This window comes from Paractinoplanes ovalisporus, assembly GCF_016834655.1.
GTDB lineage: Bacteria > Actinomycetota > Actinomycetes > Mycobacteriales > Micromonosporaceae > Actinoplanes > Actinoplanes ovalisporus.
Genome location: NZ_JAENHP010000031.1, coordinates 42249 through 54539, shown reverse-complemented (window position 1 = coordinate 54539; position 12291 = coordinate 42249). Strand labels below are relative to the sequence as shown.

10 protein-coding genes are annotated in these 12291 nt (G+C 71.3%); 6 read left to right on the top strand and 4 right to left on the bottom strand.

All coding sequences use genetic code 11. From position 1 onward, the window contains the following. Nucleotides 1-269 precede the first annotated feature (269 nt). Nucleotides 270-950, bottom strand: a complete 681-nt coding sequence (locus tag JIG36_RS46925; RefSeq protein ID WP_236049760.1) for a response regulator — start codon at nucleotides 948-950, stop codon at nucleotides 270-272. After that, nucleotides 938-2167, bottom strand: coding sequence for a sensor histidine kinase (locus JIG36_RS46920; RefSeq protein WP_203383414.1), 1230 nt, complete (start codon nucleotides 2165-2167; stop codon nucleotides 938-940). Before JIG36_RS46920 ends, JIG36_RS46925 begins: the two co-directional genes overlap by 13 nt. Nucleotides 2168-2298: 131 nt before the next feature. On the opposite strand from JIG36_RS46920, the gene JIG36_RS46915 reads away from it, so the two are divergent. From JIG36_RS46915 to JIG36_RS46900, 4 genes are all read left to right on the top strand, one after another. Further along, on the top strand, nucleotides 2299-3198 hold the full coding sequence (locus JIG36_RS46915) for an ABC transporter ATP-binding protein (protein WP_203383413.1): 900 nt from the start codon (nucleotides 2299-2301) through the stop codon (nucleotides 3196-3198). Next, nucleotides 3195-3974: an ABC transporter permease gene (locus JIG36_RS46910; protein WP_203383412.1), complete on the top strand. Its 780-nt coding sequence runs from the start codon at nucleotides 3195-3197 to the stop codon at nucleotides 3972-3974. Before JIG36_RS46915 ends, JIG36_RS46910 begins: the two co-directional genes overlap by 4 nt. A gap of 36 nt (nucleotides 3975-4010) precedes the next feature. Next, nucleotides 4011-4277, top strand: a complete 267-nt coding sequence (locus JIG36_RS46905; protein WP_203383411.1) for a hypothetical protein — start codon at nucleotides 4011-4013, stop codon at nucleotides 4275-4277. A gap of 81 nt (nucleotides 4278-4358) precedes the next feature. Continuing rightward, a complete protein-coding gene (locus tag JIG36_RS46900) occupies nucleotides 4359-6425 on the top strand; it encodes a M6 family metallopeptidase (protein WP_203383410.1) in 2067 nt (688 codons plus the stop codon). A 125-nt stretch (nucleotides 6426-6550) separates the two neighbouring features. Here JIG36_RS46900 and JIG36_RS46895 read toward each other — a convergent pair whose 3' ends face one another. Then, nucleotides 6551-7225 (bottom strand): cyclase family protein, encoded by a 675-nt coding sequence (locus tag JIG36_RS46895; RefSeq protein ID WP_203383409.1) that lies wholly within the window; start codon nucleotides 7223-7225, stop codon nucleotides 6551-6553. A gap of 58 nt (nucleotides 7226-7283) precedes the next feature. Here JIG36_RS46895 and JIG36_RS46890 point away from each other — a divergent pair, with 58 nt between their 5' ends. Both JIG36_RS46890 and JIG36_RS46885 read left to right on the top strand, forming a co-directional pair. Beyond that, nucleotides 7284-7913 carry a MerR family transcriptional regulator gene (locus tag JIG36_RS46890; RefSeq protein ID WP_203383408.1) on the top strand — a complete coding sequence of 210 codons (630 nt, stop codon included), beginning with the start codon at nucleotides 7284-7286 and terminating at the stop codon, nucleotides 7911-7913. Beyond that, nucleotides 7910-10348, top strand: coding sequence for a VIT domain-containing protein (locus tag JIG36_RS46885; RefSeq protein WP_203383407.1), 2439 nt, complete (start codon nucleotides 7910-7912; stop codon nucleotides 10346-10348). The genes JIG36_RS46890 and JIG36_RS46885 overlap by 4 nt, the downstream gene beginning before the upstream one ends. Nucleotides 10349-10492: 144 nt before the next feature. Here JIG36_RS46885 and JIG36_RS46880 read toward each other — a convergent pair whose 3' ends face one another. After that, the gene (locus JIG36_RS46880) at nucleotides 10493-12244 is read right to left on the bottom strand and encodes an alpha/beta fold hydrolase (RefSeq protein WP_203383406.1); all 1752 of its coding nucleotides are present in this window, start codon (nucleotides 12242-12244) and stop codon (nucleotides 10493-10495) included. Nucleotides 12245-12291 lie beyond the last annotated feature (47 nt).

The window sequence follows — 12291 nt, the reverse complement described above, 5'->3', positions numbered from 1 at the left end:
CCGCACCGCCTTACGCCACCGCACCGCCTTACGCCACCGCACCGCCTTACGCCACCGCACCGCCTTACGCCACCGCACCGCCTTACGCCACCGCGCCCTCGCAGCCACCGCGCCCTCGCAGCCACCGCGCCGCCGCACACCGCGCCGCCGCTCCCCACCGTCGCGTCACCGGGCCCCACCGGCACCGCCATCCGCCGCCAACGCGACGCCACCATGCCCCGCGGCTACGGCGCCTGGTGCGGTGTTTGTCGTCGGGCGCGTTGGGGTTGTCAGACGAGGCCGGCGTCGTGGACCAGGATGGCGACCTGGACGCGGTTGTTGAGCTCCAGCTTGATCAGCAGGCGGGAGACGTGCGCCTTCACGGTGGCGATCGACATGTGCAGGTCGGTGGCGATCTCGGCGTTGGAGCGGCCCTGGGCGAGCGCCAGAGCGACGTCACGTTCGCGCTCGCTGAGCTGGTCGAGCCGTTCGGCGGCCCGGGTGCGTGAGGGCGGGGCCGGCGCCGCCACGTGGGCGATCAGCTGACGGGTGATCGTGGGCGACAGCGTGGCCTCACCCGCGGCCACCCGGCGCACGGCGTGCAGAATCTCCGCCGGAGGCGTGTCTTTGAGCAGGAACCCGCTCGCGCCGGCCCGCAGAGCCCGCAACACGAACTCGTCGGCGTCGAACGTCGTCAGCACCAGCACCTCAGGCGCCTGCGGCCGCGAGCGCAAGGTCTCGGTGGCGGCCAGCCCATCGACCCGAGGCATCCGGATGTCCATCAGCACGACGTCGGGCGCATGCCGCGACACCGCACCCGGCACCTCGGCCCCGTCGGCCGCTTCCCCCACCACGACGATGTCGGAAGCCGCCGACAGGATCATGCTGAGCCCGGCCCGGACGAGAGCATCGTCATCCACGATGAGAACGCGCACGGGCGCCCGCTCACCGTCGTCGATCATGTCGGCCATGGCAGCCATGCTGTCAGGGCGAACTCGTCCTGTGGGGTGCGACCGTGGCTGAGGCGGCCGCCGGCCAGGGCGGCCCGTTCGGTGAGGCCGATCAAGCCGGTGCCGGTGCCCGGGATCGAGGCGCCACCGCTGATCGGCCACGGATTGCGGATGTCGATCACCAGGCCGTCGCCGGCCGTGCCGGCCACGTTGACGCGGACGGCGGCGCCGGGTGCGTGTTTGCGGGCGTTGGTCAGGCCCTCCTGCACGATGCGGTAGGCCGTGCGGCCGGTGCCGGCGGGCACGGTGTCGGGTTCGACGCTGACGTCGAGGCTGACCTTGGTGCCGGCCGACCGTGACTCCTCGGCCAGCGCCGGCAACGCGCCCAGCGTCGGCTGCGGCGGCTCGGGCGCGCCCTCGGGCCGGTCGTCGCGCAGCACGCCGATCACCTCGCGCAGGTCTTGCAGGGCCTGGTGGGCGCTGGCGCGGATGACACCGGCGGCGCTCGTGACCTCGTCGGGGGTGGCGTTCGGTTTGATCTCGAGAGCGCCCGCGTGCAGGCTCAGCAGCGAGATGCGGTGGGCCAGCACGTCGTGCATCTCGCGGGCGATGCGGTTGCGTTCGGTGGCCCGGGCCTGCGCGACCCGCAGCTGCTGTTCGGCCTCGGCCCGCTCGGCTCGGTCACGGTAGGACGCCACGAGCTGGCGCCGCGCCCGCACCACCATGCCCCAGAGGCAGGCGATCAGCAGGAACACCGTGCCCCAGGCGGCGGTCCACCAATAGTCGCGACCGTGTTCGGGGCGGATGAAGGGGAACAGCGCGTTGGTGGCGGTGATGCCGAGGAAGAAGATCGCGAGCACGCTGAACTTGCGGTGCACAGCGATGGAGAAGAGCACGATGAGCAGGGTGAAACCGGCGGCGACGGTGAAGGTCGAGATGACCAGGCAGTAGATCGCGAGCGGGATCAGCAACCGGGTGCGCCGGAACCACAGCCCGACCGCCGCCACCGTCGCGCACGCGAAGTCGGTCCAGACCAGCCAGGTCGGGGTGCCGGCCTGCTCGACCAGGAACGAGGGCTCCGGGCGGAGCAGGTCGATCGTGCCGTAGAGGGTGAAGCCGAAGCCGACCAGGAAGACCAGGATGTCGACCAGCCAGTCACGGGTCGACCTGCGGCCCGGATCCGACGCTTCGAGCGCGGAGGGCAGCAGCCACCGGTATTCCTGGCTGAGCTTTCCCACGTTCGAAACTCTACGGGCGCCCGCGTGAGGCCGGATACCGACCAAAGTAGGTGTCAGGGGTAGACCAAGGTTCTGGGGCACCAACCTCCGGCCGAAGCGTGCGACCACCCGGCACCCGCAGGCTTGACTGCATGATCACGGTCGAACATCTCACGAAGAGGTACGGCAGCTACGCCGCCGTCGACGACGTGTCCTTCGCCTGCGAGCCCGGCACCGTAACGGGTTTCCTCGGGCCGAACGGCGCCGGCAAGTCCACCACCATGCGCATGATCTGCGGTCTCTCCACGCCGACGTCCGGTTCGGCGACCGTGCGCGGGGTGCCCTACCGCCGGCTCGGCAACCCCGGACGCGAGGTGGGTGTGCTGCTCGACGCGTCTGCTCAGCACCCCGGGCGTACGGGCCGGGAGATCTTGACTCTGGCCGCGCTCACCATGGGCGTCGACACCAAGGAGGTGCCGCGCGTCCTCGACCGGGTGGGGCTCAACACCACCGCCGGCAAGCGCCGCGTGAAGGCGTACTCGCTCGGCATGCGTCAGCGTCTCGGCCTGGCGCTGGCCCTGCTCGGTGACCCCGCGGTGCTGATCCTGGACGAGCCGGCCAACGGTCTCGACCCCGAGGGCATCTTCTGGATGCGTGGCCTGCTGCGCGACTTCGCCGACCGGGGCGGCGCGGTGCTGCTCTCGTCGCACCTTCTGCGTGAGGTCGAAGCGGTCGCCGACCGTCTGGTCGTCATCGGCGGCGGCAAGATCGTCGCGCAGGGCGACAAGGCCGAGCTTCTGGCCCAGACCGGCACCCTGGTGCGGGCCGCCGACCCGGCCGCGCTGGCGATGGTGCTCGACCGCGCCGGCCTGCCCGGAACGAGGACGACCGACGGGGGCGTCGTGGTTCCGACCGGGTCCGAGGTGATCGGGCGGGCCGCCGCCGACGCCGGGCTCGTCCTGCTCGAACTGCGCCCGGCCGGGTCCGGTGGCCTCGAGCAGATGTTCCTCACCCTGACCGCCGGCGATTCTGTCAAGGAGGCCGTCCGATGACCGCCGTTCTGCAGACCGAAGCTCCTTCCGTACGCCCGGAGTTCCGCTCCCCCGGGCTCGGCCGGCTGACCCTGGTCGAGCTGCGCAAGCTCGCCGACACGCGGGCCGGGCTCTGGCTGCTGATCATCATCGCCCTGGCCACGGTCGGCACCTCGGCCATCCAGCTCGGCTGGGCCCCCGACGAGGAGCAGGCGCTCGACGGTTTCTTCGGGTTCGCGCTGCTGCCGTCGGCCATCCTGCTGCCCGTGCTCGGCATCCTGTCGATGACCGCCGAATGGTCGCAGCGCACCGCGCTCACCACGTTCACGCTGGTGCCGGCGCGGGAGCGGGTGATCGCGGCCAAGCTGCTGGCCGGCGCACTGATCGCGCTCGCCTCGACCGCGGCCATGCTGGTGATCGCCTCGGCCGCGAACCTGCTGGCCGCGGCGCTGGGCGGTGACGGCGGCTGGAACCTGCCGCCCTCGCTGCTCTGGCAGGGCCTGGCCATGCAGATCATCCTGGTGCTGATGGGCATGGCGTTCGGTGCCCTGCTGCAGAACTCGCCGCTGGCGATCGTGCTCTATCTGGCGCTGCCGATGGTGTGGAGCCTGCTCGGCATGATCAGCGCCATCGCCGACGCCGCCAAGTGGCTGGACATCAACGTCACCACCACGGCGATGGCCGAGGCCGGGATGACCGGCGACGAGTGGGCCCGGGTCGGCGCCTCGGCCGCGGTGTGGGTGGTGCTGCCGCTGGCTCTGGGCATCGCGCGGGTGCTGCGACGCGAGGTCAACTAGAGGTTTGCGGAAGGCCGGGCGGGGGTAGCCGGGCGCATGCCCATCGGTGCCCAACCGCCCGGCCGCCGCGGCACGGTCGAGGAGCCGTACAGCCCGCTCAATCTGAGGCTGATTCTGGCCGCGTTCGGATTCGTCGTCTGCGTCGTTCTGGCGGTGCTGCTCTTCCGGGCCGGCTGGGCGGTGCCCGGCTGGCTGCTTCTGGCCTGGGCCGCGGTGGCGGTCGTCGACATGGTCGTGGTGCAGCTGCGGCGACGGGCCCGCAAGCGCGCCGGGAGTGGCCGCGACCACTCGCTCTTCGAATAGACACCGGGACGCTGCTCGCGACGAGTAGCGTCCCCTTTCATGAGCCGCGCCCGGTTTACAGCTTTTACGGTTTTCGCCCTGATGGCTGGCGCCGTCTCGCCATCCCCCGCATCGGCCGCGCCGGCCCATCCCACCGCCCTCACGGCTACCGCTGCTCTCGCTTCTGACACGCGCGAGCTCACCCGGACGAAGTTCACGCTCGACGGGCGCCCACTGCCGCTGCCGGACCGGCCCCGGGCGCGGACGGCGGCCAAGCCCACCCCACCGGTCGGCACCGTGCGCGACTGGCTCGGGCTCGACGACACGACCGGGAAGTATTACCGCAAGAAGTACACGCTGAAGGCGGTCGGCCGGCACATCGAGGTGTGGGTCGCGCAGGACATGGCGTTCCCCGCCGGCGACTGCCGCAAGGACTCGCTCGAGGTCACGGACAAGAACATCGCTGACCTCGTACGGGAATTCGACAGCACCATCTATCCGAAGGAGACGGCGGTCTTCAGCACGCCGCCTGATCGCAACGGCGCGGCCGCGACCGCTGAGGGTGACTTCACCGGTGACGGCGACAAGACGGTCACGCTGGTCGACAACATCCGCGACGCCAACTTCCACACCTTTCCCAAGGCGGTCACGTACGTCGCGGGGTTCTTCTCGCAGCAGCTCAACGAGCTCTTCGATCGCAACGTCATGACCATCGACGCCTACGACTGGAAGCACCGGCTCGGCGCGCAGCCCGCCGACGACCCGACCGACGACCTGTGCACGAGCCGGCCGGCGCGGCCGCGCATGTACGAGGCGACGTTCGCGCACGAATGGCAGCACCTGCTGGAGTATTACGCCGACCCGAACGAGACGACCTGGCTGAACGAGGGGCTGGCCGACTTCGCGTCGACGCTGACCGGATATGTGGACGGGCGGGCGGCGATCGACCAGCCCGGCAACGACACGCATCTCATGTGCTTCCAGGGGTGGGGGCCGGTGAAGACGGCGTACAACGTCATCCCCCGCGATTGCGGCGGCCCGCAGAACTCGCTGAACCTGTGGGACGAGGGCACGCCGAGCGAGGTGCTGGCCGACTACGGCAACGTCTATCAGTTCATGCTCTATCTGCGGGACCGGTTCGGCGTCGGGGTGATCTCGATGTTGCACCGCGACTCCCTGCGCCAAGGGCTGGCGGCGGTGCAGGCGGCGTTGCCGACCGGTGAGGCGCTCTATGACGTGCTGCACGACTACCAGTTGATGACGCTGCTGGACAGCGTGGACGGGCCGGTCACCGGGATCGCCGAGGACCGCGTGCGGGCGGCGAGTCTCCGGTCGGCGGTCAACCTCAGCAACAAGGCCGCCTACGACCTGCCGGGCGCGGCGCCGAACGGAGCCGATTACGTGCCACTGCCGACGCCGCTCAGGTCGGTCTCTTTCCGGGGCGCGTCCACGCTGGCGCCGCTGCCCACCGGGTGGACGATCGCGGCGGGCACCCTTTTCTCGGGCAACACCAACGACCTCGACTCGTACGCGGTGAGGCCCGTGACCATTCCGGCGGGCGAACCGGTGCTGTCGCTGGAGACGTCGTATGCGACCGAGGAACGGTACGACTTCGCGTACGTCATGATCTCGATCAACGGCGGCAAGACGTATCACGCCGTGACCGGGGACCGGACCGTTCCCGGGCCGCTCGGACCTGCTCTGACGGGTGCCAGCGGTGGAGTGGTGACGGCGCGTTACCCCCTCAAGCCGTACGCGGGGAAGAAGGTCTTGCTGGGTCTCCGCTATGTGACCGATGCGGCGGTGGCGAAGGGGGGCTGGCGGATCGGGACGCTCTCGCTGGCCGGGCGCACGCTCAGTGACGGATCTTCGCTGGCCGGCTGGACGTCGCCGACCGCGATCGAGCCGACGCCGGTGCACGGCTGGCACGTGCGGCTGGTCGGGCTCGACGCCCATCGCGCCGCGGTCGTGCCGGTGTCGCAGTTCAGGCGGCTGGCCGGTTATGCCAAGGTGGTCGCGGTGGTCGCGCACGACGAGCCGGACGAGAAGGAGACGCGCTTCGCGCCCTATCGCCTGGTCGCCAACGGCACTCTCCAGCCCGGCGGCGCCGGCCCGGCCACCGTGACACCACACGCCACTTCTACGCCCGCACCCCCACCCGCGACCTGACCTCGCCACTGCCCGACGGCCTCCGCTCCGCCGGGTGTGGCCGGCCCACCACCCCATCACCGCGTTCGTCAGCCGGCTCTTCGTGGCCGCGCTCCTCAGTCGGCCCACCAAGCTCCGCCGGGTTCTCATGGCAGCAGGCCGTAGATCAATGCCGGGGAGCCGGAGCCGGCGCGGTTGATCTGGCCGCCGCAGAGGATGTGTGCGCCCGTTTCGGGGAGCGACTGCAGGTTGGCCAGGATCTCGAGGCTGATGCGGTGGCGCTGATAGATCAGGCGTGACACCGCGAAGGTCTCGTCGGCGCCCACGTCGGGGCTGAAGGCGTCGGTTCCGGTGCCGCCACGGTGGCCGACGCGTCCGGTTCCGATCAGCCAGCGGGCGGTCTCGACGGCGAACCCGGGATGCGCCCGGGTGAAGCCGGCCGTGCCCCACTTCGCGTCCCAGCCGGTCCAGATGATCACCATGGACTCGTCGGGGATGCGGCCGTGCCTCTTTTCCCACGCCTCGACGTCGGCGACCGTGACCGCGTAACCGGGATCACGCGCGCACTTCTCCCGCACGTCGATCTTCACCGCCGGCCGATGCAGGTCGTGCAGGTCGAGCTCGTCGGCGAGCGGTTCGCCCTGATTGAAGTGGCCGGGCGCGCCCCAGTGGGTGCCGGTGTGCTCCCCCTGACGGACGAACCGGAGGTAGTAGCCGTCCCTCTCTATGGTGGCGACCGTCTCGAGCTCGAAGGGCGGGTCACCGGGGTAGATGGTCGTGGTCGCGGGATCGTTCACGTGGGAGAGGCTCACCAGCTGCATGCCGCAGGACTCTACACCTCATTGACAGTGTCATGGTGACAGTGTCACAGTGGTCGGCATGTGGACGCTCGACGAGTTGGTGGAACGGGTGCGCGAGGCCCTCGAGGCCGAATACCCAGGCGCACCCAACGGACGCGTCCGCGACCTGCCCGACCGCCGGGCGATCCGGTGGTATTCGACGATCGGCCTGGTCGACAAGCCGCTCGGCATGCGCGGGCGCACCGCTCTCTATGGCCCCCGTCATCTGCAGCAACTCGTCGCGATCAAGCGGCGGCAGGCCGAGGGGCGCACGCTCGCCCAGATCCAGGAGGAGTTGACCGGCCTGTCACCCTCGTCGCTCACCGACGTCGCCCTGGTCCCGCCCCGGCTGATGGTCGTGATCGACGAGGAGGCCTTCGGCCACCAACCCGAGCGTCCGCGCTTCTGGGCCGACCACACCGCCGAACCCGGCCCGGCTCCCGCGCCTCAGCCGACTCCCCCACTTCAGCCGGTTCCCGCTCGCTCCACCACTGCCACCCAGGCGTTCACCGGCGTGGCGCTGGGCGGTGGGGTGTTGCTGCTCGTCCCCTCCGCCGTCTCCGACCGCGACCGCGACGCCATCGCCGAGGCCGCCGCACCCTTGCTCGACCTGCTCACCGCCCGAGGCTTGACATCCGCCGACGGCTTGATCGATGGGAGTCCGTCATGACCCTCTCCGTCACCCCGATGGAGCCCGCGGAGATCAGCCGCATCCGGATCCTGCCCGACGCTGGTTTCGGCATGCTGCGTACCGACCGCGGTGCCCTGCCGCTCGACCGTCTCGACGTGCGTGCCCGCATCAGCGGCCTGGTGGCGCACACCGTCGTGACCACCGAGTTCGTCAACGTGCACGACGACGCGCTCGAGGCGACTTACATCTTCCCGCTGCCCGACCGGGCTGCGGTCACCGGCATGACGATGACCGCCGACGACCGCACGGTCACGGCCGAGCTGCAGGAGCGCGGGGCGGCCCGCGAGGCGTACGACCGGGCCATCGCCTCCGGCCGGCGCGCGTCGATCGCCGAGGAGGAGCGGCCCGACGTGTTCACGATGCGGGTCGGCAACATCGTCCCCGGCGAACGGGTGGTGATCGAGCTCAGCCTGGTCGGGCCGCTGCCGTTCGAGGACGGCGAGGCCACGTTCCGGTTCCCGCTGGTGGTGGCGCCGCGCTACATCCCCGGCACGCCCCTGCCCGGCAAGTCGGTCGGCGACGGCTGGGCGCCCGACACCGGCTCCGTTCCGGACGCCTCCCGCATCACTCCCCCGGTTCTGCTGCCCGGCTTCCCCAACCCGCTGCGGCTCGGCCTCTCGGTCGAGATCGACCCGGCCGGGCTCGAACTCGGCGAGGTGCGCTCGAGCCTGCACACGGTGGTCGACCGCGACGGCGTCCTGACGATCGGGCCCGACGAGCGCGCCAACCGCGACTTCATCCTGCGCCTGCCCTACGCGGGTGGTGGCCAGAGCGCGGTCGCCGTGCCCGACCAGACCGCCGAGGAGCCCGAGGGCGTCTTCCAGCTGGTCGTGCTGCCGCCGGCCGGCGCCGTGGCCACCCGGCCGAAAGACGTGGTGCTTCTGCTCGACCGTTCGGGCAGCATGGGCGGCTGGAAGATGGTGGCCGCCCGGCGGGCCGCGGCCCGCGTGGTCGACACGCTGACCGCCGGCGACCGTTTCGCGGTCCTCACGTTCGACCACCAGGTCGACCGCCCCGACGACCTGCCCTCGGGGCTGGCCGAGGCGACCGACCGCCACCGGTTCCGTGCGGTCGAACATCTGGCCAAGGCCGACGCCCGCGGCGGCACCGAGCTGCTGAGCCCCCTGCGGGAAGGGCTCGACCTGCTGCGGGCGAGCGAGAACCGCGACCGGGTGCTCGTGCTGGTCACCGACGGCCAGGTCGGCAACGAGGACCAGATCGTCCACGACGTCACGCCGCTGATCGGCACGACCCGCATCCACACGATCGGCATCGACCGCGCGGTCAACGCCGGCTTCCTGGGGCGGCTGGCCGCGCTGGGCGCCGGCCGGGCCGAGCTGGTCGAGAGCGAAGACCGTCTCGACGAGGCGATGGAACACATCCACCGCCGCATCGGCGCGCCGGTCGTCACCGGTCTCCAGGTCACCGCTTCGGGCATCACGCTCGTCGACGACGACCGGTCCCCGGCCCGGCTGCCCGGCCTCTACCCCGGCGTGCCGCTGGTGGTGAGCGGGCGCTACACGGGCCGGCCGGCCGGCGAGTTGGTGGTCACCGGGCGCACGCGTGACGACCAGGAGTTCCGTACGGTCGTTCCGGTGCACGAGAGCCATGAGCCGGCCGTCGAGGCTCAGTGGGCGCGGGCTCGCCTGCGTGATCTGGAGGACGCGTACGCGGCCGGCAACCGCGGCCTCGAGCAGCGCATCGTGGCGACGTCCCTGCGTTATGGCGTGCTGTGCCGCTTCACGGCGTTCGTGGCGGTGGACAGCCGGGTGGTCAACGAGGGCGGCGAGACCCGGCGCGTGACCCAGCCGGTCGAACTCCCCGACGGCTGGGAGAGCCCCGCCGAGTCGGGCTCGGTGATGATGTCGCTGGCCGCGGTGACCGGTCCGCCTCCGCCGTCGCCCGCCGCCCCCGGCCACTTCGCACCGACGTTCGCGGCCGACTCGATGGCCGACGGCGCCCCGCCCATGGGTGGAATGGCCGGCGGTGGTCCCGTCGCGGGCCGGGCGCGACGTTCGGGTGCTGTCCCGGCCGCACCCGCCATGATGCGGTCGAAGGCGCGGGCGTCCTTCGGGGGCGCGCCCACTCTGGACGATGTCCGTGCGTTGGCCGCCACCGAGGCCCAGCGCCTGCGAGACGCCGCCGCCCAGCCCGACTGGGAGCGCCGCGACCTGCTCGACGACCTGGCGAGCCGTCTGGACGTCCTGGTGGGTTCGGCAGAAGACCCGGCTTTCGCTCCGCTGAAGGACCTGGTGGCCAAGCTGCGCTCGGACGCTCCGGTGGCCGAGAGGTGGGCTGCTGCCATCGAGACGCTCGCTGCTTTCGCCGGCGACGCAACGCCCCCGGCGGCCGCCGAGCCGACGTCCCCGCCCTCCGACACGGCCCCCGAGCGAAAGGCTTTCTGGAAGCGCTGACGCCAAACCGGCGCCGCCACTTGGCTGGGTGCCGGGCGGTTTGGCGCTGGGCGTCGGCGGCCCCGGGTGGTGACCGATGCGGGCCGTCTGCTCGGCCTGGGGAGCGCCCCGCCCTCCGGTGGACGGTGGGCGGGGCGTGGTGGGTCAGCGGACGGGTGGCAGGACCTTGGGGGTGTTCTCGGTGGGGAGGCCCTGGGCGGCGATCTCGGCCGGGGTAGCGGTGGTCAGGTTGAAAGTGGACTCGCTGGTTTCGGTCGGGTTGTCGGCGAGGTTGGTCCGGAAGGGCTGCACGTCGCCCACGCAGGATTTGCCGCGGGCGGGCAGGGAGCGGGTGAGCAGGTAGTGGTCCATGGCGTTTGTCACGCACGCGGAGGTGCCGTATGCGGTGTGGCCCCAGTTGGCGCTCGAGAGCAAGCGGCTGTTGGGGAGGAGCTTGGCCGACTTCACGGCGTCGGCGTAGTTGGTGGCGGGGTCCCAGTAGCTGCCGACGACCAGGACGGGGTTCTTCGTCCGGCGGTTGAACGGGCCCAGGTAGGCGTCCTCGTCGCGGACCGTCCAGCTGTTGCGGGCGCAGGAGGCACTGGCCCAGGCCCACGCGCGGCCGAAGTAGGGGGCCCGCTTGTCGGCCTTGGCGCCGGCCTTGATCCACGCGGAGCCGCTGGTGGGGTGGTAACCGTCGGTGCACATCACGGCGGCGTACGCGTCGAACGAATTGTCGTACGGGAAAGCGCGGCCGATCGCCTTCTGGTGGGCCCGGGCCACGGTCAGGGTCTCGGTGCCGGTGGTCTTCGCGCCGGGCGTGGTCAGGCGCCACAGGGCGGCCGCCAGCTCCGTGACCTCGGCGCCGGCCTCCACGTCGTACAGGGAACTCAGGGCCATGCTGATGAACGTGGCGTAGGTGATCTTCTGGCCGCCGACCGACAGGGGCTTGGCCTTCAGGCGGTTCGCGACGATGCGGAACCGGCGCAGGGCCTGGCCGGAGAACTCGCACTTCGCGGCGCCGGCCTGGTTGCAGCGGCGCATGATCTCCTGGAGGGCCTTCCAGGCGCCGTCGGCCGAGCGCAGGCGGTCGTCCTGGACCTGGCCGGCGGTGGCGCGGGAGCCTACCCAGGCACGCGGGTCGATGACGCCGTCCACGGCGATGGCGCGGAAGCGGTCGGGGAACATGTTCGCGTAGTACTGGCCCAGGGCGGTGCCGTAGCTGAAGCCCAGGTAGGTGAGCTTGCTGTCACCGACCGCGCGGCGCATCACGTCCATGTCGCGGGCGACCTCGGCGGTCGACATCGCTCCGGCCAGGTCGCGTCCGTAGGTGGAGCACGCGCGGCCCTGCTTGGCGGCCGCCTTCACAAACGCCTTCTCCTCCTTCACCCCGTACGGGAAACCGGTGTTGAGCTTGGCCAGAACGGGCTGCTGGCGGCCGGGCCCGGCAAAACACATGACGGGGTCGCTGAAGCCGATGCCGCGCGGGTCCATGCCGACGATGTCGAAACGGTCGAGCAGCGAGTCGCTGAGGAAGAACGGGGCCGCCAGGGCGAGCGAGACGCTGGACGCGCCGGGGCCGCCGGGGTTGACGAACAGGCTGCCGATCTTGTGCTTCTGGTCCTTCGCCTTGACGCGCAGCAGGGCCAGGGTGACCTGCTCGCCATTCGGGCGGTCGTAGTCGAGCGGAAGCTTCGCCGTCGCGCACTGCGCCCACGTGTAGCAGGAGTACCAGCCGAGCTTCGGCGTCGGCACCGAGTCGACACGGCGGCGCTCCTCGGCGCTTGTGCGCGCGTTCCTCGACGGCGCCGAAGACGAAGCCGGAACAGCGGCCGTCGCCGGGCTCGGCGCGATCAACGCACCGGCCATGACCAGGCCCGCGACACCCGCGGCGAGCAGACGGGAGGGAAGCGACATGGACGACCTTCCTGATCAGCCGGTGCCCGTGTCGCGCCCGGATGAGC